Raw genomic sequence first — 22540 nt, 5'->3', positions numbered from 1 at the left:
CGCGAACCCCAGCCTGCGTGGCGAACCATCAGAAAAACGTCTGCACCACATCGACGACGTTGTACGCCTCGTCGATCACCGGAATCTGCCGCCACTTGTCGAAGGTAAGGCAGGGATGCGAGATGTCGAAGGCGATCATGTCGCCGATCCGGATATCGTCGCCTGCCGCGATGTTCATATAGGCATGCTGGTCCATCATGCCGGTAACTTCCCAATGCGCCGGTGCAGGAGAAGGCGCAGCCTGGCCTGGGCGAAAGTGCGCTGCCGGGGAAGGCAAGCCTGCATCGAAAGCGGCATCGCGCTTGCCCAATGTCACGATGGCGCGCTCCGGCTCGGGCAGGGATTGCACGTAAGCCCACAGCTGCAAGGCCGGCAGCAGGCTCGTGCGCATTCGATGCGCCACCGGATTGCGCGTTTCGATTTGCGCTTGCGCGGTGCGATAAATACCGACGTCGTGCGTGAGATAGCAACCGGGACGCAGCACCACGTCCAGCGGCGCACCGATGTCTGCCTTGGAAAATTCTTCGGCCACCACGTCATACCAGGCCGATCCGGCGCCGCTGAGCACGGCGGGCGAGCGCTCGATGCGGCCGGTGTGGGCCAGCGTATGCAATGCTTTCACCGCGCGTTGCAGCAAATCGCGAATCGCAGCTTCTTCCTTCAATACGCCTTCGTAGACTTCCACACCGGCTAGCTTGACGGCGGATTTGGCTTTGTCGACCGCATCGAGCACGGCTTGCCATTGCACTTCGTTGCGCACGCCGGTACGTCCACCGTCGACACCCAGTTCGATCAGCACCTGGATCGAGCGGCCCACCGCGCCGAAGTGTGCCGCAAGTTGTTCGACCTGATCGGGCGAATCGACCAGACAGAAAAATTCGAACGAGGGATCGGCCAGCAAATCGGCAACGATCGCCATATTGCGGCGGCCTATCAGTTGATTGGCCATCAGCACCCGTCGAACACCGTGCACATAGGCAGCACGGGTTTGGTGCGCGGTAGCCAGCGTGATGCCCCAGGCCCCAGCGGCGAGCTGGCGCGCGAACAGGCGCGGCGCCATGGTGGTCTTGCCGTGCGGCGCGAGCTTGGCGCCGTATTCGTCGGCGAAGCGCTGCATCCATGCGAGATTGTGCTCCAGCCGCGATTGCGACAGCACGGCGGTGGGCAGGCTGAGATCTTCCTGCAGCAGGTTCCAGCCGTGCGCGGCAATCGCCTCCGGCGGACACGGCGTTTCCAGTGCACCCAGTCCTTTGTCGAGTGGATCAACGACAGATGCGCGTGCGCTGGCTTGGTAGTTTTTGTCGTGCATGGGAATCGTCTTGAATTCCGTTGGCCAATGCGTGGATGTTTGACCGGATATTAGCCAGGAATCTACGCTCGGAACATGTCGCCATCATCAACCGCTTCTCCTGCTTTCATTCCAACCTGAGGACTTTCCATGAGCGATTCCATTGTGCGATTCGGCGTTGAAGGCGGTGCCGGCACCGGCGGCCAGCATCTTCCCTTTGCCCGTGCGGTTGGCGCCGACGGCTGGCTGTTCGTCTCGGGCCAGACCCCGATGGTGAACGGCGAGGTGATTCACGGCGGCATCGTCGAACAATCGCATCAAGCCATCCGCAACGTGATCGCCATTCTGCAGGAGGCTGGCTACGGCACCGAGCACGTCGTGCGTTGCGGCGTGTGGCTGGACGATCCGCGCGACTTCCCATCGTTCAATCGCGTGTTCAAGGAGTACTTCGGCGCGCACCCGCCGGCACGCGCCTGCGTGGTGTCGAGCATGGTGGTGGATTGCAAAGTGGAGGTGGACTGCGTGGCGTACAAAAAGCCTGTGCAAGTCTGAGAGCCTGTTGACGATTTCTTCGCAAGGAAGAACATGATGAGTCCACCGCAAACCACCGGCTTGCTGCACGGTAACGGGCTACTGTTGGCGGCGGCCGCCGCCGTGCTGTTGCTGATCTATCTGATCGCGGTACGCAAGCTCAACCCATTCGTGGCGCTGATGGTGATCTCACTGGGCTTGGGCGCAGCGGTGGGCATGCCGCTGAAAAGCCTGGTGAAGGCGTTTGAAGCCGGTGTTGGCGGCACGCTGGGCCATATCGCGTTGCTTCTTGCACTGGGCACCATGCTCGGCAAGATGATGGCCGAATCGGGCGGTGCCGAGCGCATTGCGCGTACGCTTGTCGCCACCTTCGGCGAGCGGCGTGCGCATTGGGCGATGATGTTGATCGCCTTCATCGTCGGCTTGCCGGTGTTTTTCGAAGTCGGCTTCGTGCTGCTGATTCCTCTTGCTTTCAATATCGCCAGGCGCACCGGCACGCCCATTCTGCTGCTCGGCCTGCCGATGGCGGCCGGCTTGTCTGTCGTGCACGGCCTGGTGCCGCCGCATCCCGCCGCATTGCTGGCCGTGACGGCCTATCACGCGGATATTGGTAGAACCATCGTCTATGCCTTGTTGGTCGGACTGCCCACGGCAGCCATCGCCGGCCCCGTGTTCGCCAAGCTGATCACCCGCTACGTCTGCGCCGATCTTGACCATCCCATCGCCAAACAATTTCTCGAGGCCGACGATCCATCGCGCGAATTGCCTGGCTTCGGCATCACGGTGTTTACCATCCTGCTGCCGGTGCTGCTGATGTTGCTCGGCAGTTGGGCTGATGTGCTCGCCACGCCGGGGAGCTTGGCCAACGACGTGTTCGTGCTATTCGGCAACTCGGTGATGGCCTTGCTGGTTGCAACCTTGCTGAGCTTTTACACGTTCGGCAAGCGGCGCGGTTTCAGCCGTGACACCGTGCTGGCTTTCAGCAACGATTGCCTCGCGCCGATCGCCACGGTGCTGCTGGTGATCGGCGCAGGTGGCGGCTTCGGCAGGATACTGATCGATTCGGGCATATCCGACGCCACCATCGCCGCCACGCAATCAGCGCATCTGTCGCCGTTGCTGTTCGGCTGGCTGGTGGCTTCGCTGCTGCGCATTGCGACCGGTTCGGCCACGGTCGCCATGAGCACCGCCTGCAGCATCGTCGCACCGATCGCCGCAGCCGCAGGGAACACGGTGCATCCCGAGTTGATGGTGCTCGCCACCGGCGCCGGCTCGTTGATCCTTTCCCACGTGAACGATGGCGGTTTCTGGATGGTGAAGGAATTCTTCAACATGTCGGTGACACAGACATTGAAAACCTGGACTGTGCTGGAAACGCTGATTTCGGTGGTGGCGCTGCTATTGACCTTGGGGCTCTCGGCGGTGGTGTGATCGGCGAGCCTGGGATACAGGTTACGCGATGCAACCATCGCTACAGGTAATTGGCGATGACTAAAGCGGCGGTCATGGATGGGGAGTCGCAAATCAGAACCCCAAAATAAAAACAGGCCGCCTCGTCGGCGGCCCGGTCGGGCATCGGTCATCCATGTTGAGGAGGGGCCCCTCCTCGGCGCCTGACTTCCCGGCGCGCCATTTATCGCATATTGCCGTGTCAAAGTCAGGTATTACGCAGCATTTTGGCCCTTCACGATCGTTTCACAAGCCGCTATGTGCTTGTCCAATAGCGGCCCACAATTTGGCTGCGGATTGTCGCGGGTCCGGTGTTCCGCAGATCGCCGAAACCACGGCCAGGCCATGCGCGCCTGCTGCGAATACGTCGCTAACATGCTGTCTTTTAAGGCCGCCAATGGCCACGGTAGGAACGGGGCAGACAGCCACGATGCGGGCCAGGCCGTCGAAGCCGATCGGCTGCTCGTGGTCGGGCTTGGTGGGGGTGGCGAACACGGGGCCGATACCTGCGTAATCGACCACCCTCGGGTCGACTGCCTGCGCCGCACTTTCCACATTGACGGACAAGCCAAGCAGCATGTCCGGCCCGATGCGCTCACGTGCCAGGGCAGGGGGCATGTCGCGCTGGCCGATATGGACGGCATCGACCTCGGCAGCGATGGCCGCGTCGATGTCGTCATTCATGACTACCAATGCCGATGTATCGCGCAAGGCGTCTTTTACGCTGCGTGCAAGCGCAATGCGTTCGGCGGTCGATGCGTGCTTGTGCCGTACCTGCACGACGGTAACGCCGCCGGCAACGGCTTCGCGTGCGGTTTCCACCATCGAATGCCGTTGGCAGAGATCCGGATCCAGCACCAGGTAAAGCGAAAGGTCGAACGGTTTTTTCATGCCGGCGTTATCTGTGCTTGCGCTTGCAGGGTGTGGCTATCCAGCGCGGCCAGCGCATCGATAAAACGCCATGCAAACGAACCCGGGCCGGATGCCTGCTGCGCCGCCTGCGCACCTGCCACGCTGAAACACGCCAGCGCGCCGATCGTGGCTTCCCACGGCGATGCCGGCGCTACGGCTGCGAACGCGCCTACCAGGCAAGTCAGTGCACAGCCCATGGCCGTTACCTTCGGCATCAGCGCGGAGCCGCCGGCCACGCGCACGGACTGGTGTCCGTCGGTCACGAAATCGATCGCGCCCGTCACAGCCACCACGGCGCTCGTTCTCCGGGCCAATACCAGCGCCGATACTTCCGCGCGTTCCACGCTGTCCCCGCTATCCACACCGCGGCCAGAACTTGCATCGCCCGCCAAGGCCATGATTTCCGATGCATTGCCACGAATCACGGTGGGCTTGAACGCCAACAGCTCCGTTACCGCCTTGCGACGGAACGCCGTGGCGAAATGCGCCACCGGATCGAGCACCCACGGTTTGCCGTTTTCATTCGCGGCCTTGGCCGCTGCATGCATACCCTCAAGCCAAGGCGATGAGAGCGTGCCGATATTGATGGTGACAGCCCCGGCCAAGCCGGCGAATTCACCCGCTTCTTCCGGCGCGTGCACCATCGCGGGCGATGCGCCGGCCGCCAGCAGCACATTCGCGGCGTAGTTCATCGCCACGTAATTGGTGATGCATTGGACGAGGGGGGATTGGTGGCGCATGCGGTCGAACAGCTCACCGCAGGAAGAAACGACAGGAGAAGTCATGGTGTGGCTTTGGGTTTCCAGATGGGCGCCGTACATGCCCCTCCCCGATTGCAGGGGGAGGGTAGGTACCTGCCGGCCCGGACATTTTACTATTGCTCGCTATGGCCGCGATCAAGAAACACAAAAAGCTCCCACGCTCCTTCTACAATCGCGATCCATTGATCGTCGCCCCCGAGTTGTTGAACAAGGTGCTGCGCTGCCATGACGGCCGTGCCGGCCGTATCGTGGAGGTGGAAGCCTATCGCGGCGCCGATGATCCCGCTGCTCACTCGTACCGGGGCAAGACACCGCGTACCGAAGTGATGTTCGGCCGGCCGGGTCACATGTATGTGTATTTCACCTACGGCATGCATTGGTGCGCCAACACAGTGTGTGGGCCGCAAGGTGCGGGCAACGCCGTGCTGATCCGTGCACTGCAGCCTATTGCCGGTCTCGATCTGATGTATGCCGCGCGTCCACTGGCCAGGAATGATCGCCAGCTATGCAACGGTCCCGCCTGTCTCACGCAAGCCATGAGCATCAGCAAGCTGCAGAACGGCCTTGATCTGGTGCTTGGTGATACCTGCACGCTTGTGGATGATGGCGTGCCGCCGCCGGAACAGCCCGTGCGGACCACGCGCATCGGCCTCACCAAGGCGGCGGATTATCCGTGGCGCTGGTATGTGGATGAAAGTGCGTATGTCTCAAAGAAGTGAGGCGATGATGTGGCACAAAGCAATGCGGCTCGGCGATAGATGCCGAGCCGGAGCTAAAGTCCTTGCATGCTTTGCGTACCCGAGGGCCGTCATGCCCGCGCACAACACTAAAAAACCAATCAATACGTGCTCAGATGCCTGTGTGTGCGGACGTGGCGGCCGGAAGAGAACCCGTGATCACGGCAGCGGCGAAATCGTATTGTTGGACTGCGTGACGTTCACCGCCGTGCTGTCGATGGTGATGTCGCGCGGCGTCCAGCTGGGTGTCAGCGGCGATTCGTTGTGCGCGACGAACCAGGCGGCACCGTTGTAGGTGATGGTGTTGTTGGTCAGTTGCACGGTGTTGGTGTTGGCGTCGATGTCCACGCCGAACAGGTAGTTCTGGGACAGTGTGTCGTTGGTGATGGTCACGTTGTCCGTGCCGAGCGTGAACACACCGTAGCCCTGGTTGTTCTCGGCGGCATCGCTGGTCACCACCACGTCGGACACGTTGTCGTGCACTTCCAGGCCATTGCCCACGTTGTTCGACATCACGGAATTTTCAATGCGTACCTGCGAGGTCGGGCCAAGCGTCTGCGGCTCGATATCGATGCCTGCCTGCGGGGCGGTGCCGTTGGAACCGGTGAAGCTGCTGTTCACCACATACACCTGGTTGGCTGCCGTGATCGACAGGCCCTGGCGGCGATTGTTGTTGGCGATGACGCGGGTCAAGGTGACGCCGGACGGTGGGGTGAACGTTCTCCAGCCGAAGGTGGTGCCGACCAGCACGCCATCACCCCAGTTATTGGAAAGGGTCATGTCGTGCACATAGACCTGGTTCGCTTCCTGGATGCTGATGCCATAACCCATGCCGTTGGTGCCGAGATGCTGGCTGCGCTCGCCGACGATGTAGCCGCCGAGAATTTCAACGTTATTGACATTCCATGCCTTCACCACCGCAGCAAAGTCGGCGTTGTTCGGAATGGCCTGGAGATAAGCGTCGCCCCACAGCGAAAGGCGAGTGTTCGAACGCATATTGATGCTCTTGGTCGCGTCGATCATGTACGTGCCGGTCGGCACGACGACGGTACCGCCGCTGGCCGGCAGAGCATCGATGGCAGCCTGGATGGCGGCGGTATCGTCCGTTACGCCATTGCCCATCGCACCGAAATCGCGAACGTTGACCCAGCCGCTACCGATCGTGATGGTGGGAGATGGATTCCACCAGTTGGTTGCGGAGGCAGGCAGTGACAGAGTGGCGAGCGCCAAAGACGCGGCGATGGCTGTCAAGATCTTGGCGCGCGACGTGAAAAAGCGCGGACTACGTGCGTTTTTGACAAAACGCTCTTGTGCGCCCTGCGGCGCCGATTTGCTTTTCATGGATTCGAAACCCCTGTTTTGGATAGCAACAACGAATTTTTTTGCAGCATGTTTGCTGCACAGTTTTTGTTTACTGCGGGGTTAAGATGCGGCATCGTCACGTGACGGTGCAAATGTGAAATGCCGCTTTTGCTCACACTGTTCGCACAGAAGGCTTGCTTTTTCGATTGCGCAAGCAAACCCGTGAACTTGATCGCAAATTGCGTTGCGGTTTAACGAATGGCGCACATATATGCGTTTGACCTTGACGGGCAAACATCAACCATCAACGCCACTTTCGGCCCAAAAATGCCTACTTCCGCATGGCACTACGGGTGACGTTGAGCGCGGGCGGCTTGAAATACCGTGTGATCCACATGCATCGGCAAGCGATGTCACGGCAGCCCCGATGGATTTTTCCTTTTTTCGCGCACGTTATCGCGTTGGGTTGTGTGCCTGATCCTTCCATCGACATTTCAGTGGGATGTTTTGGACGCAATCGATTCATTCGCAAGCAGCATGGAAACAGCCATGCATGGCGTGACCGAAGAGGCCCATGGCATGTCTGGAATCGTATATGGCTGCCGGTATCTCCACTCCGCGGCGAAAGCTCGTGCGGACGAGCAAGGTATATGTCGCCGCATTGCCGTGATTACAAAGCTTTATCCAGCTCCTGTGCATGTCTGCACATAGACTTTTGCAACTTCATAAGCGTACGCTCGGGTATTAGTCATACAAGCGGACGTGGCAGCGGGAAGCGATATCCGCTGCCGCACCGGCGCCGGCAGGCGCCTGGAGCAGGGGATAGGCATGGTTGAAAGCGCAAAGGGCAACGTGCTCGTTGTGGAAGACGACGCGCAGTTGCGAGACCACATTCTGGTGCCAGGGTTAAAGGCTTTTGGTTTCAATGCGGTAGGCGTCGGCACGGCGGCGGAGCTCTACCGCTCGATCGTGGTTGAACGCTACCGCTTGCTGGTGCTGGATATTGCACTGCCTAACGAAGACGGGTTCAAGATTGTGAGCCAGCTGCGCGCGCTGTCGGATATCGGCATCGTGGTGCTGTCCGCGCTGGATTCCACCGCGCATCGCGTGCGGGGTTTGATCGAAGGCGCCGACGTCTATCTCAGCAAGCCGGTCGATGTGGAAGTGCTGGCCGCTTCGCTGCACAGCCTGAGTCGCCGCGTGGGCAATGCGGCGTCGTATGAACTCGCCGCCACGGGCTGGCATCTGGAATCGGGCGGATGGCGGCTGGTGGCACCCAATGGCGTGATCATCGCGCTATCGATGCCGGAGCGTCTGCTGCTCAACCGTTTGGCGGCTTCAACGCCAGAACCGACGCCGCGCGCCGAATTGATCGATGAACTGGCGACGATCATTCCCGGGTTCGACCCGGCGCGGCTGGAAATGCTGATCCATCGGCTACGGCAGAAAGTGACGAAAAAATCCGGCGAAACATTGCCGCTGCTTGCCGTACGAGGAGTGGGTTACACCTTGGCCTTGAATTGAGAGGGCCAACGTTTCAAGCGCTTTAACAGCCGCAAGAAAATGCAAGAAATGGTCAGGATTTGAGATTGTGGGAAGGGCGCCGAGTACTTACAGTTCGCTCGCTGCGAAGTGGCGCAAAAAACAGGGAAGTAGACGAGTGCAATCGTCGCAAAAAATCACCTGAGGAAATGGGTACGCCGTCGCGTTTCAAGCAGCAAATCATCACTTTCGTGAAAAGCAGAGGGAACAGGGGGAGATCTCATTCGTACGTTGTGACTCGTGGACGGGTCATGAGTTGTACGTGAGGTCTGGGCGAGCCAAACAGGGGTCGCCTGTCGAAACACCACGCGTCATGTGACTGGCTTTGAGTCAGCGCTCGTTTGCGGCCGATTTTTGTCGGCTGCGACGGGAGCCGGATTCAGGCCGGATCGCTGTGTTGCGCGTGTCATTTGAAGCGTGCGCGAGCAAGCAACCCCCCGCGTCACGTGTGACAAGGCTGCCAATCCCTAAACTTAAATCAGGTGTAGTGCCATGAGTTCTAGCCGTCGTCTGTACCGGAATCGCTTCGGTGCGAGGGATGTTGTCGTGCTTGATGCCCGCACTTCCATCGTTCCTGACATCGCTTCACGCACGCACGTCATAGGCCGCAGGCTTGCCGCGCTTTCGCTGCTGGCAACCGCGCTGGGCATGACCGGGCTGGCCCAGGCCAGCGGCGGCCCGATCGGCGGCCAGATCATTGGCGGCTCGGGACAGATCCAGCAGGTGGGCAACACCACCACGATCCGGCAGAACAGCCAGACCTTGTCACTGAACTGGCAAAGCTTCGACATCGCGCCGGACCAGACGGTGAACTTCCTGCAGCCGGGCAGCGGTGCGATCGCGATCAATCGCATTTTCAGCAGCACGCCCAGCGAAATCTTCGGCCACCTCAATGCCAACGGCCAGGTCTGGCTGATCAACCCGAACGGCATCTTGTTCGGGCAGAGTGCGCAGGTGAACGTCGGTGGCCTGGTGGCCTCCACGCTGGATTTCGACGACAGCACGCTCGATTCCAGCGATCGCCGTTTCAGCGGCAATGGCAAGGGCAGCATCATCAATCGCGGCAGCCTGACGGCGAACAACGGCGGTTACATCGCCTTGCTCGGCAACCAGGTTTCGAACCAGGGCGTGGTCACCGCGCAGCTGGGCACGGTGGCGATGGGCGGCGGCAGCGCCGTCACGCTGACGTTCTCCGGCAACCAGGTCGTGCACCTGCAGGTCGATCAGAGCACGCTGAACAACCTGGTGGAGAATCGCCAGCTGGTCGTCGCCGACGGTGGCCGCGTGATCATGACCGCGGGCGCCAAAGACAGCCTGCTTGCCAGCGTGGTGAATAACAGCGGTCGCGTGCAGGCGCAGACCGTGCAGAACCACAACGGCGAAATCACGTTGCTGGGCGGCATGACGGCAGGGCAGGTGAATGTCGGCGGGACGCTTGATGCGAGTGCGCCGAAGGGTGGCAATGGCGGTGCCATCGAAACCAGTGGCGCGCAGGCGCACATCGCCGATGGCGCCGTCATCACCACCAAGGCAGCCGGTGGCAAGGATGGCACGTGGCTGGTTGATCCCACTGATTTCACCATCGCCGCCAGCGGCGGCGATATCACCGCCACCAATCTTGAAACCCAGCTCGCCAACGGCAACGTCGCGTTCACCAGCGCTAACGGTGCCAGCGGTACCTCCGGCAATGTCAACGTCAATCAAGCGGTGACGTGGAGTGCCAACACGACGCTCACGCTGACCGCAAGCAACAACGTCAACCTCAACGCCGCCATCACCAATACCGGCGCCAGCGGCAAGACGGTATTGAACGCGGGCAATGCCTTCGTCAACAACGCCGGCGCGTCGGGTTTGGGCGGCAACTGGGCGATCTACAGCGCCAGCCCCACGGCCACCGGCGAGAAACTGGGCGGCCTCGCGCCCAACTTCATTCAGTACAACGCGCCGATCGGCACGGCGGCGGCCGCCACAGGCAACGGTGTGTTCTACAGTTTGGCGCCCACGCTGTCGGTCTCGGGCGTCACCGGCACCGTGTCGAAAACCTATGACGGCACCACCAGCGCATCGCTTGCGGCGTCCAATCTCAGCACCAGTGGTTTGATCAACGGCGACACCATTGCGTCGGCCGCCGGTACGTACAGCCAGTCCGACGTGGGCACCGGCCTTACGGTGACCTCGCCGTCGTCCATCGCCGGCTTCAACATCGTCAACGGCAGCACGCCGGTTTACGGCTACACCCTGTCTGGCGCGTCCAGGACGGCGAACATCGGCCAGATCGTCGCGGCGCAGTTGTACGCCACCATCATCGGCGACCCCACCAAGGTGTACGACGGCACCACCACGGCCACGCTGACTTCGGCCAACTACTACATCACCGGCCTTGCCGCGGGGCAGAGCATCACGGTGAACCAGCCCAGTTCGGTGGGCTACGCCAGCGCCGACGTCAACACCAACGGCGGCACTACGCCGGGCGGTGGCCAGGTGGCGGTCAACGCCAGCTTCACCAGCACCAACTTCGTCGTTGGCTCAGGTACCAAGCTCTCCAACTACATCCTGCCCACGGCCACCTCCATCACCAGCGCCGCGCTAGCCCAGGACGCGACGGCCGGCTACGGCGTCATCACACCGGCGCCGGTACAGCTGAGTGGCGTACTGGCCACCAACAAGACCTACGACCAGACCACCAGCGACACGCTGGACACCAGCAACGCCAACATCTACGGCGTGCTCAGCACCGATCACGTCACGCTCGACAAGAGCAACGCCGTCGGCATCTTCGCCAGCGCCAATGCTGGCAACAACATCGCCGTCGCGCTCAGCGGCTTCGCCCTGGTGGATACGACGGATTCCGCCGGTGTCGCCGCCACCAAGGTCGCGGACTATCAACTGATCGCACCCACGAACCTGACCGCCGACATTGCCCGCTACGCGCTCACCGTCAGCGGCATCACCGCGAACAACAAGACCTACGACGGCACCACCGCGGACACCCTGAACACCAGCGGCGCCCAGCTCAGCCCTGCGTTGAACGGCGACAGCGTGCATTTGACGGGGTCGGCCACGGGGACTTTCAGCCAGTCGGATGCCGGCACCGGCCTGGCAGTCGCGGTCAACGGCCTGTCCGTCGACAACAGCAACTACACCGTCAACGCGCCGACCGGCCTCACTGCGAACATCACGCCGCGGGTGTTGGACATCGAGTTCAGCGGCAGCGCCGACAAGATCTACGACGGCACCAATTACGCCACGCTGTCCACGGGCAACTTCACGGTCGCCAACGTCGTGTCGGGCCAGACCGTTTCGGTGAACCAGGCGCCTGCGGTCTACTCCGGCGCCAGTGCGCCCAACGTCGGCACCGACACGGTGACGGCCACGCTGCAATCGTCGGATCTCAACTTCGCCAACGGCGCCAAGGCCGGCAACTACACGTTCAACACCAGCGTCGTCGGCAGCGGCCACATCACGCCCGCGCCGCTGACGGTGACCATCAACGGCAATCCCACGCGCACCTATGACGGCGCCAGCGACACGTCGGCCCCGCTGTCCAGCGGCAACTACACGCTGTCGGGCGTGATTCCGGGCGAAAGCATCACGCTGAACGGCCCGGCCATGGGCAACTACTACGACACCGCCAACGGCGCTGCCCCGGGTCCAGGCAGCTACGAGGGCAATGCCGGTACGTGGGGCGTTGTCGCGGCGCTGTCCAGCGGCAACTACACGGCCAACGGCAACACCTTGCTGTCGAACTACTCGTTGCCGACCCAGGCGCTGGGCTACGGCACCATCACGCCCGCAGGATTGACGGGCATACTCGTCACGGGAGCCAGCGGCAGCAAGGTCTACGACGGCACCAACACGATCGCCATCACCGGATCGAGCACCACCAACCCCGGTTCGGTTCCGCTGGGAAGTGCGGTTCTCGTACTCGGCGGCGCGCAGGCCGGCGACAGCGGCATCGCGCTGTCTGCAAGTGCGAATCTCACCGGCTTTTTCGCCAGCGCCAACGTCGGCTCGCAGCCGCTCAGCGTCAGCAATCTGACGTTGGCGGATTTCACCTGCACCGGTTGCTCCGCCAACTGGCAGACCAACTACACCTTCCCTGAGAGCGTCACCGGTACTGGCAGCATCGTCGCCAAGACTCTGTACATCACGCTCAACGGCGTCATCAAGCAGTACGACGGCAACACGACGGTGCTGCCGCTCTCCAACGGCAACTTCACCGTTTACGGCTACGTTGACAACAACACCAGCGGCACGAAGGACAGCGGTTGGGTCAGTGGCGAGGGCGCCACCATCACGCCCACGGCATCGTTCACCTATGCGTCGCCGAACGTGGTTCGCGACGTCAACGGCAACGTGCTCAGCAATCAGATCGGCGTCACCGGCACGCTCACGCAGAACAACTACGCTGCCAACGGCGGCACACTGCTGACCAACTACAACCTGGTCTACAACGTGAGCGGCATGGGCACCATCACGCCGGCGCCGTTGTACGTCACCGGCGTCTATGCGCAGAACAAGGTCTACGACACGACCAACAACGCCACCGTCAACATCGTCAACGGCCAGTTGGCCGGCCTTGCCGACGTGGACAAGAACAACAGCGCCATCACGCTGACCATCGGCACCACCACCACCGGCAGCATCGCCGGCAATGGCGCCGTCACCGGTTCGACCGTGGCCGGCACGTTCGCGTCGGCGGACGCGGGCAACGGCCAGACGGTGTCTACCCTCTTCAGCCTCGGCGGCACCTCGGCCGGCAATTACAACCTGGTGCAGCCGGCCCTCGCCGCCAACATCACGCAGGCGCCGTTGACCATCAGCGGCATCGTCGCCAACGGCAAGGTATACGACGGCACCACCACCGCCACGTTCGGTGCCAACAACAGCTTCACGTTCGATACCCAGAACGCCACGCTCAGCGGCTTCGTGGGTGCGGACAACGCAAACGACGTCACCTTGTCGGCCACGGGTACCACCGGCACGTTCAGCACGGCCAACGTCGGCAACAACCTCAGCGTCACCGGCGTCAACGGCTTTTCGCTGAGTGCCGGCACGGCCGGCGACAAGTCCAATGACTACTATGTGGTGAATCCCACCGGACTGACCGCCAGCATCACGCCGCGGCCGCTCAGCGTCACCATCACCGGCAACCCCACCAAGGTTTACGACGGCAGCACCTCCGCGACGCTCACTGCAGGCGACTACACCATCGGCGCCGTCGCAGGGAATTCCAACAGTGGCTGGGTGAGCGGGCAGGGCGCCACGCTGCCGCAGTCGGCGACGGCGAGTTATGCGTCACCCAATGTCAATGGCGTCAATGGCAGCGTGGTCAATTCGACCCTGGTGTCGTCCGACTGGAAGGTCGACAACGCCAGCACCTTGCTGTCGAACTACATCCTGCCAACGACGGCGACGGGTACTGGCACCATCACGCCTTATGTGCTGAACCTCAGCGCCACGCGCGTGTACGACACCACCACCAACATCTATTCCAGCCTTTCCGGCAACGTCACCAATGCCGACAACGCCAACACGTTCGGCACCTTGACCGGCCTCAACGGCGACCAGTTCACCGTGACTGGCACGGGCGCGACGACGAGCAAGAATGTCGGCACCTACACTTCCGGCGCCGGCTCGTTCACCCTTGGTTCGCTGGCGCTGGCCAACGCCGGCAGCAACGCTGGCACGGAGTTGGCCAGCAACTACACCCTGGTCGGCGGCACGGACAGCTACACCATCACCAAGGCCCCGTTGAACATCACCGGCGCATCGGTGACCACGAAGGTTTACGACGGCACCACCAGCGCGACGGTGACCGGCGCGACGCTCACATCAGGCAATGTGTCGGGCGACGTCCTGACCGGCGACAACGTCCAGGTGAGCAGCGGCAACATCGCCGGCACGTTCAACAACAAGAACGCCGGCTCGGGCAAAGCGGTCACCATCAGCAGTGGGGACATCACCGGCAACGATGCCGGCAACTACGCCATCGTGCAGCCGTCGGGCCTGACCGGCACCATCAACCAGCGCCCGGTCACCCTCAGCGGCGTGCGCTCGTACGACGGCACTACCACGGTGACCGGCAACAGCGGCGCCATCACCTGGGCGGCACCTGGTGCCGTGGCCGGCAATGCGAATTCCGGCGTGGTGTCCGGCGACTCGGTCACGGTGAACGGCGGCAGCGGCTCGGTGTCGCTCGCGAACGTGGGAACGTACAACTCCGACGGTTCGGGCAGCGGTACGTTCACCGCTACCGGCTTGACCTTGAGCAATTCCAACTACGCGATTGCATCGACGGGCAACCAGTTCCAGATCACGCCCTACGTGATCAACTTCACCGGTTCGAGCACCTACACCGGCAACACCACGGTCAGCATCAGCAACGGCAACTTCTCCAATGGCAGCCATGCCGTTTCCTCCACCGATGGCAGCTTCGCCACGGGCATCGGTACCGAAACGCTGACCCTCGATGGCCCCTACACGCTGGCTAACAGCGGCAATGCCAGCACCAACACCACGACGGTGAATGCTGTCAGCGGCGACGGCCTGACCCTTGTCACCGGCAGCGGCACCGCCAGCAACTATGAAATCGGTAAAGTCACGTACACGGTCAATCCCTACGTGCTCAGCTTCAGCGGCTCGCGCGCCTACGACGGCACTACGAACGTCAACGGCAGTGATCTTCTTGATGCAACGACTGGCAGCGGCACGCTCGGCACCACCACCTTCACCGGCCTCAACGGCGACACGTTCACCGTCAGCGGCACGGGATCGCTGAGCAGCGCGAACAAGGGCAACTACGGTGGCAACGCCAGCGGCACCAGCGGCACGCCAAGCGGCACCACGCAGATCGGCGTCAGCGGACTGACGCTGACTGGCACCGGTGCCAACGCAGGCACCGAACTGGCCAGCAACTACACCTTCGTGGGCGGCAACGACACGTATGACGTCAACGCGAAGCTGGTCACCATCGCTGGCACGCGCGTGTACGACGGCAACACCGATGCCAACGGCCAAGCGGGCACCACCTGGCAGGTCGTCGGCGTGACCAGCGGCGATGTGTCGAACGTGATCGTGAGCGGCACCGGCTCGGTGTCGAGCGCGAACATCGGTACCTACGACAACGCGGGAACCGGCGGCAAACAGTTCACTTCATCCGGCCTGAGCCTTTCCGGCAGCGCCTCCGGCAACTACACGCTGGAGACCACGGGCAACACGTTCACCATCAACCCGTTTGTGCTCAACCTGACTGGTACGCGCACGTACGACGGCACGAAGAACATCTATAGCGACGGCACCAGCGGCAGCAGCTTCGTCGCCATCACCGGTTTGAACGGCGACACGTTCACGCTGAGTGGTGAAGGTTCGATATCGGCCAAGGACGTGAACGGCGGGACGGCGTACACGGGCAGCGGCTTCAACTTGGGCACGCTCGCGCTGGTCGGCGCCAACGCCGGCAACTACACCCTGGTGGGTGGCACGGACAAGTACACGCTCACGCCGCTGGCCATCACCGTGGGCGCGACGGCGGCGAACAAGGTTTACAGCGGTACGAACACCGCAACGGTGACCTCGCTCACCAGTGGCGGCGTGTTGGCTGGCGACACGGTGAACTTCACCGACACCGGTGCGAGTTTCGCCAGCGCGAACGTAGCCCACGATACCAACGGCAACGTGATTGCGCAGACAGTGACGGTGAGCGGCATCGCCGCGAGCGGCGCGAATGCGGGCGACTACACCGTCAACACCACGGCGACCACCACGGCCACCATCTCGCCGTACGTGTTGAGCTTGAGCGGGACGCGTCAATACGACGGCACGGCGAACGTCAATGGTGGCGATCTGGGTACGTTGAGTGGCGTCAATGGCGACCAGTTCACGGTGAGCGGGCAAGGTACGTCGTACAGCGCGAACGCAGGTACCTATAGCGCCACCATCTTGTCGGGCGCACCCACGAGCACGCAGCAGATTGGCGTGAGTGGGCTGACGCTGAACAGCGCAGGCGCCAACTCGGGCACGGAACTGACCGGCAACTACACGCTGGCCGGCACGCCGACAAATGGCCAGACGGACACGTACACGATCAGTCCGAAGGTGTTGAACCTCACCGGCTCCCGCACTTATGACGGCACGAAGAACATCTATAGCGATGGCACCAGCGGCAGCAGCTTCGACGCCATCACGGGTATCGGTACCGACACGTTTACGCTGAGCGGTGAAGGTTCGATATCGAGCAAGGACGTGAACGGTGGGGTGGCGTACACGGGCAGCGGCTTCAACTTGGGCACGCTGGCGCTGGTCGGCGCCAACGCCAGCAACTACACACTGGTGGGTGGCACGGACAAGTACACACTCACGCCGCTGGCGATCACCGTGGGTGCGACGGCGGCGAACAAGGTGTACGACGGCACGGGCATCGCAACGGTGACCTCGCTCACCAGCGGCGGCGTATTGGCTGGCGACACGGTGAACTTCACCGACACCGGTGCGAGCTTCGCCAGCGCGAACGTAGCCCACGATACCAACGGCAACGTGATTGCGCAGACGGTGACGGTGAGCGGCATCGCCGCGAGCGGCGCGAATGCGGGCGACTACACCGTTAACAACACCACGGCCACTACCACGGCCAGCATCACGCCGCTGGCGTTGAACCTGACGGGTTCGCGCACGTACGACGGCACGACGAACATCTACAGCGACGGCACCAGCGGCAGCAGCTTCGCCGCCATCACCGGTTTGAACGGCGACACGTTCACGCTGAGCGGTGAAGGTTCGACGTCGGGCAAGGACGTGAACGGTGGCACGGCATACACGGGCACCGGTTCGACGACGAGCACGACGCAGGGCTTCAACCTGGGCACGCTGGGGCTGGTTGCCGTTGGCAGCGCCAACGTCGGCAACTACACACTGGTGGGCGGCACGGACTCGTACACGCTCACGCCGCTGGCGATCACCGTGGGGGCGACGGCGGCGAACAAGGTGTACGACGGCACGGGCACCGCAACGGTGACCTCGCTCACCAGCGGCGGTGTATTGGCTGGCGACACGGTGAACTTCACCGATACCGGCGCGAGCTTTGCCAGCGCGAACGTAGCCCACGATACCAATGGCAACGTAATTGCGCAGACGGTGACGGTGAGCGGCATCGCCGCGAGCGGCGCGAATGCGGGCGACTACACCGTCAACAACACAGCCACTACCACGGCCAGCATCACGCCGCTGGCATTGAACCTGACGGGTTCGCGCACCTACGACGGCACGACGAACATCTACAGCAACGGCACTAGCGGTAGCAGCTTCGCCGCCATCACCGGTTTGAACGGCGACACGTTCACGCTGAGCGGTGAAGGTTCGACGTCAGGCAAGGACGTGAATGGCGGCACGGCGTACACGGGCACCGGTTCGACGACGAGCGCGACGCAGGGCTTCAACCTGGGCACGCTGGGGCTGGTTGGCGTCGGCAGCGCCATCGCCGGCAACTACACACTGGTGGGCGGCACGGACTCGTACACGCTCACGCCGCTGGCCATCACCGTGGGCGCGACGGCGGCGAACAAGGTGTACGACGGCACGGGCACCGCGACGGTGACCTCGCTCACCAGCGGCGGCGTATTGGCTGGCGACACGGTGAACTTCACCGACACCGGTGCGAGTTTCGCCAGCCCGAACGTGGCCCACGATACCAACGGCAACGTGATTGCGCAGACGGTGACGGTGAGCGGCGTCGCCGCGAGCGGCGCGAATGCGGGCGACTACACCATCAACACCACCGCAACCACCACGGCCACGATCTCGCCGTACGTGCTGGGCTTCAGCGGCACGCGTCAGTACGACGGCACGGCGAACGTCAATGGCGGCGATCTGGGTACGTTGAGTGGCGTCAATGGCGACCAGTTCACGGTGAGCGGCCAAGGCACGTCGTACAGCGCGAACGCAGGTACCTATAGCGCCACCATCTTGTCGGGCGCGCCCACCAGCACGCAGCAGATTGGCGTGAACGGGCTGACGCTGAACAACGCGGGCGCCAACTCAGGCACGGAACTGGCCGGCAACTACACGCTGGCCGGCACGCCGACGAATGGCCAGACGGACAGGTACACCATCAACCCGTTTGTGCTCAACCTGACCGGTACGCGCACGTACGACGGCACGACGAACATCTACAGCGACGGCACCAGCGGCAGCAGCTTCGCTCCCATCACCGGTTTGAACGGCGACACGTTCACGCTGAGCGGTAAAGGTTCGACGTCAGGCAAGGACGTGAACGGCGGCACGGCGTACACGGGCAGCGGCTTCAACCTGGGCACGCTGGGGCTGGTTGGCGTCGGCAGCGCCAACGCCAGCAACTACACACTGGTAGGCGGCACCGACTCGTACACGCTGACGCCGGCCATGTTGACGGTAGTCGGTACCACCGTCGACACCAAGACCTACGACAGCACCACCGCGGCGACCCTGAGCAATGCGACCTTGAGCGGCGTGCTGGGCAACGACCAGGTAACGCTGGGCAACGCCACCAGCGGCACGTTCGCCACACCGAATGCGGGCACGAACATCGGCGTGACGGCGAGCACCATGACGATCGGCGGCAGCGACGCGGGCGACTACACATTGGTGCAGCCCACGGGTCTCACCGGCACGATCACACCGGTCGTGCTCAACCTGATCGGCACGCGCGTATACGACGGCATGACGGACGCCAACGCCGACTTGTTCGGCAGCAACGGCGTGCTCACCGGCGTGAACGGCGAAACCGTCGACGTCAGCGGTACCGGCGTCCTCGCCAGCAAGCACGTAGGCACGCAGCCGTTCGCCAACCTCGGCACGTTGCTGTTGAGCAATGGCACCGGTCTGGCCAGCAACTACACGCTGGTGGGCGGCACCGACCAGGTGACCGTCACGCCGCTGGCCATCACAGTGAGCGCCACCGGCCAGAGCAAGACCTACGACGCCAACACCACCGCCGGCGTCACGCTTGCCAGCAACGGTGTGTTTGCGGGCGACACGGTGAACTTCCACGACGGCGCGGCCACCTTCAACTCGCCGAACGCGGGCAACAACGTCGCGATTGCCGTTACCGGCATCACCGCCACGGGTGCCGATGCCGGCGACTACAGCTTCAACAACACGGCAAGCACCAGCGCCACCATCAACCCGTACGTGCTCAGCCTCACCAGCACGCGCGTGTATGACGGCACCACGGGCGCCGACGCCAGCCTGTTCGGCAGCAACGGCGTGATCAGCACCGGCGTGAATGGCGAAACCGTGGACCTCAGCGGTTCGGGCGTGCTCACCAGCAAGAACGTGGGTTCGCAACGTCCCTTCGCCAATCTCGGTTCGCTGGTGCTCGGCAACGGCACAGGCCTGGCCAGCAACTACACGCTGGCGGGCGGTACCGACTGGGTCAGCATTACACCCGCCACGCTCACTGTGATCGGCACCACGACCACTAATCGCGTCTACGACGGCACCACCATCGATGCCTTGAACGGCGCGACGCTGAGCGGTGTGTTCGGCAACGACGACGTGGCGCTCGGCAACGACAGCACCGGTCTGTTCGGTGACAAGAACGTCGGCAATGGCAAGGCGGTCAGCACGGCCATGACGATCAGCGGCAGCGATGCCAGCAACTACATCCTGTTGCAGCCGATCGGTTTGACGGCCAACGTCACGCCACTGTCGATCACGGTCACCGCCACCGGTAGCAATCGCCAGTACAACGGCAAGACCAGCGACGTGGTCTCGCTCAGCAGCAACGGTGTGCTGCCGGGCGACCAGATAAGCGTGGCCGACAGTTCGGCTAATTTTGCCGATCCCTACGTGGGCAACGGCAAGACGGTGACCGTCAGCGGTATTACGGCGTCGGGCGTGGACGCAGGTAATTACGTCATCGCCGATCCGGTCACCACCACGACGGCCAACATCACCAGTGCAGGCTTCGACGGTACCGGTGTGCAGGGCAGCTGGATCGCCCAACTGCAAGGTGGCCTGCAGCCGGCCGCGATCGCCACACCTTACGGGTCCAGTGATGACGATGCGGTAGGCGTGTTTACCGGCAACCAGAAAATGAAACACAAGCCGGTGGAACGCAACCGCGCGCGCTCGGATTTCCGTAGCGGCCTTTCGCTGCAACTCCAGAACGGCGGCGTGCGTCTGCCCTCGGATGCCTCGCCATGATGATGAACAACCATTCCAAGAGCAGCCATTCCAAGCGGTCCTACTTCCCCGGTGAATCCATGAACAATGTGCCGCATTCGGCGACACCTCGCCTTACTTTGATTGGCCTTTCGCTCGCGGCGGCGCTTTGCGCGCCGTCCGTGCACGCACAACACGTCACCACGCCACAGACGAACAGCGGCCAGCTGCTGCAGCAGATGCAACCGCCGCAGCAGGAAACGCCTTCGTCCAACCTGGATCTCAACGTCCAGAAACAAAAGGCTGCGCGTTCGGAAGACAACACCAAGTTCCATGTGCGCTCGATCGAGATCACCGGCAATACACTGATCAAGACCGATGCCTTGCATCCATTGGTGGCTTCCGGCGAAGGGCAGGAGTTGAGCCTCAACGATCTGAATGATCTTGCCGGCAAGGTGAGCGACTACTACCACGATCACGGCTATCCGCTGGCAACCGCCTACGTGCCGGCACAGACGCTGCATGATGGCGTGGTGCGCATCGCCGTGTTGGAAGCACGCTACGGCAAGGTGGAGCTGCAGAACCAGAGCTCGGTCGGCCACTATCCGCTCAGCGCCACCTTGTCACCGTTGCAACCGGGCCAGCCGGTGAGCGAGTACGGCCTGGAACGCAGCTTGCTGTTGTTGTCGGACGTGCCTGGTGCCATCGTCAATTCAGTGATGCGGCCGGGCGAAGCGGACGGCACCTCGGACCTGATCGTCAACGTGACCAATGCGCCGCGCTACACCGGCACATTGAGCATGGATGATTACGGCAATGCCTACACCGATCGCGTGCGCCTCAACGGTACGTTCGATGTCAACGGCCTGTTTCACCAGGGCGACGTGCTGGATTTCAGCGGTGTCAGTTCCGGCAGCGGCATGAGCTATGGGCACGTCGGTTATCGCTATCTGCTGACCGGGCAGGGCACTACGATCGGTCTTGCTGCATCGGGATTGGAATACAAACTGGGCAATGGTCTATCAGACCTGCACGCGCACGGCACGGCCACCACGCAAAGCGTGAATCTGTCGCAGCCGATCATCCGCAACACCGCCGGTAACCTCTACGTGCAGGTCGAATACGACCACAAGCGTCTCTACGACGATATCGACGTCGCCGACATCGAAACGCATCGCCACTCCAATAGCTGGGTGTTGACCGTGGCGGGTGACCAGCGCGACAGCTCCGGCATCACCAACTTCAACATCAGCGGTACGCGTGGCCACCTGTACCTGGATAACTTCCAGACGCTGTTCGAGGATTATTTTGGTGCGCGCACTGCCGGCATTTACGTGAAGTGGGATTACTCCCTGTCACGCTTGCAACAGCTGAACGCTACCAACGCACTGTACTTCGGCTTCTCTGGCCAGCATGCCAACAAGAACCTGGATACTTCCGAACAGTTCTACCTCGGCGGCCCCAGCACCGTGCGTGGCTACGACGTAGGCGTGCTGTCGGGTGCGCAGGGCGACTTGGGCACCATCGAATACCGTCACGATTTCTCAGTCGCTGCGTTGCCGGGGCCGTGGCAGGCATCGGCTTTCGTCGATAGCGGTCGCGTGCAGGCGTACAAGCAGCCCTTCATCCCCGGGCAGAACAGTGGACGCTTGAGCAGCTTCGGCGTCGGCCTGCATTGGAGCGCGCCACGCGATTGGGTGGTCTCCACCAGCGTGGCCAAGCCGATCGGCAACAAGCCGGAGCTTGCCGGACCGCACGTGGGTAGCACGCCGCGGTTCTGGTTTCAGGTGCAGAAGGGGTTTTATTGATTTTGCGCGGTAAGCGTAGGTTGGAGTGAAAACTCCAACCTTAAACCCGCCAGTTGTGTCGGTCGTGGATTT

At 62.4% G+C, this 22540-nt stretch carries 10 protein-coding genes; 6 read left to right on the top strand and 4 right to left on the bottom strand.

Annotation, left to right across the window (positions count from 1 at the left end; all coding sequences use genetic code 11):
• Positions 1 to 28: 28 nt before the first annotated feature.
• Entirely contained in the window at positions 29 to 1309 is a 1281-nt protein-coding gene (locus tag IEX75_RS17470) for an amino acid deaminase (protein ID WP_188796122.1), read from the bottom strand.
• A gap of 129 nt (positions 1310 to 1438) precedes the next feature.
• Here IEX75_RS17470 and IEX75_RS17465 point away from each other — a divergent pair, with 129 nt between their 5' ends.
• A complete protein-coding gene (locus tag IEX75_RS17465) occupies positions 1439 to 1840 on the top strand; it encodes a RidA family protein (protein ID WP_188796121.1) in 402 nt (133 codons plus the stop codon).
• A gap of 33 nt (positions 1841 to 1873) precedes the next feature.
• A complete protein-coding gene (locus tag IEX75_RS17460; RefSeq protein ID WP_229720929.1) occupies positions 1874 to 3250 on the top strand; it encodes a GntT/GntP/DsdX family permease in 1377 nt (458 codons plus the stop codon).
• A 264-nt stretch (positions 3251 to 3514) separates the two neighbouring features.
• Here IEX75_RS17460 and thiE read toward each other — a convergent pair whose 3' ends face one another.
• Both thiE and thiM read right to left on the bottom strand, forming a co-directional pair.
• The gene (thiE, locus tag IEX75_RS17455; protein ID WP_188796119.1) at positions 3515 to 4159 is read right to left on the bottom strand and encodes a thiamine phosphate synthase; all 645 of its coding nucleotides are present in this window, start codon (positions 4157 to 4159) and stop codon (positions 3515 to 3517) included.
• Positions 4156 to 5001: a hydroxyethylthiazole kinase gene (gene thiM / locus IEX75_RS17450; protein WP_229720928.1), complete on the bottom strand. Its 846-nt coding sequence runs from the start codon at positions 4999 to 5001 to the stop codon at positions 4156 to 4158. Before thiM ends, thiE begins: the two co-directional genes overlap by 4 nt.
• Before the next feature lie 65 nt (positions 5002 to 5066).
• Between thiM and IEX75_RS17445 the strand changes: the two genes are divergently transcribed.
• On the top strand, positions 5067 to 5660 hold the full coding sequence (locus IEX75_RS17445) for a DNA-3-methyladenine glycosylase (protein ID WP_188796574.1): 594 nt from the start codon (positions 5067 to 5069) through the stop codon (positions 5658 to 5660).
• A 177-nt stretch (positions 5661 to 5837) separates the two neighbouring features.
• Here IEX75_RS17445 and IEX75_RS17440 read toward each other — a convergent pair whose 3' ends face one another.
• Entirely contained in the window at positions 5838 to 7019 is a 1182-nt protein-coding gene (locus IEX75_RS17440; protein WP_188796117.1) for a right-handed parallel beta-helix repeat-containing protein, read from the bottom strand.
• Between the two features lie 789 nt (positions 7020 to 7808).
• On the opposite strand from IEX75_RS17440, the gene IEX75_RS17435 reads away from it, so the two are divergent.
• The 3 genes from IEX75_RS17435 to IEX75_RS17425 all read left to right on the top strand — a co-directional run bounded on the left by IEX75_RS17435 (position 7809) and on the right by IEX75_RS17425 (position 22468).
• The gene (locus IEX75_RS17435; RefSeq protein ID WP_188796115.1) at positions 7809 to 8504 is read left to right on the top strand and encodes a response regulator transcription factor; all 696 of its coding nucleotides are present in this window, start codon (positions 7809 to 7811) and stop codon (positions 8502 to 8504) included.
• Between the two features lie 510 nt (positions 8505 to 9014).
• Positions 9015 to 20702, top strand: coding sequence for a YDG domain-containing protein (locus tag IEX75_RS17430; RefSeq protein WP_188796113.1), 11688 nt, complete (start codon positions 9015 to 9017; stop codon positions 20700 to 20702).
• On the top strand, positions 20699 to 22468 hold the full coding sequence (locus IEX75_RS17425) for a ShlB/FhaC/HecB family hemolysin secretion/activation protein (protein WP_229720927.1): 1770 nt from the start codon (positions 20699 to 20701) through the stop codon (positions 22466 to 22468). Before IEX75_RS17430 ends, IEX75_RS17425 begins: the two co-directional genes overlap by 4 nt.
• Positions 22469 to 22540: the final 72 nt, after the last annotated feature.

It is taken from the genome of Dyella nitratireducens, from assembly GCF_014642835.1.
In the GTDB taxonomy this organism is placed as follows: Bacteria; Pseudomonadota; Gammaproteobacteria; order Xanthomonadales; family Rhodanobacteraceae; genus Dyella_B; species Dyella_B nitratireducens.
The sequence above is the reverse complement of the archived record's forward strand: the minus strand, read 5'-3'. Positions and strand labels throughout refer to the sequence as shown.

What these genes read in the sequence shown, in the direction of transcription:
- IEX75_RS17470 (WP_188796122.1), bottom strand. Translation starts at nt 1,309, where the DNA reads ATGCACGACAAAAACTACCAAGCCAGCGCACGCGCATCTGTCGTTGAT.
- IEX75_RS17465 (WP_188796121.1), top strand. Translation starts at nt 1,439, where the DNA reads ATGAGCGATTCCATTGTGCGATTCGGCGTTGAAGGCGGTGCCGGCACC.
- IEX75_RS17460 (WP_229720929.1), top strand. Translation starts at nt 1,874, where the DNA reads ATGATGAGTCCACCGCAAACCACCGGCTTGCTGCACGGTAACGGGCTA.
- thiE (WP_188796119.1), bottom strand. Translation starts at nt 4,159, where the DNA reads ATGAAAAAACCGTTCGACCTTTCGCTTTACCTGGTGCTGGATCCGGAT.
- thiM (WP_229720928.1), bottom strand. Translation starts at nt 5,001, where the DNA reads ATGTACGGCGCCCATCTGGAAACCCAAAGCCACACCATGACTTCTCCT.
- IEX75_RS17445 (WP_188796574.1), top strand. Translation starts at nt 5,067, where the DNA reads ATGGCCGCGATCAAGAAACACAAAAAGCTCCCACGCTCCTTCTACAAT.
- IEX75_RS17440 (WP_188796117.1), bottom strand. Translation starts at nt 7,019, where the DNA reads ATGAAAAGCAAATCGGCGCCGCAGGGCGCACAAGAGCGTTTTGTCAAA.
- IEX75_RS17435 (WP_188796115.1), top strand. Translation starts at nt 7,809, where the DNA reads ATGGTTGAAAGCGCAAAGGGCAACGTGCTCGTTGTGGAAGACGACGCG.
- IEX75_RS17430 (WP_188796113.1), top strand. Translation starts at nt 9,015, where the DNA reads ATGAGTTCTAGCCGTCGTCTGTACCGGAATCGCTTCGGTGCGAGGGAT.
- IEX75_RS17425 (WP_229720927.1), top strand. Translation starts at nt 20,699, where the DNA reads ATGATGATGAACAACCATTCCAAGAGCAGCCATTCCAAGCGGTCCTAC.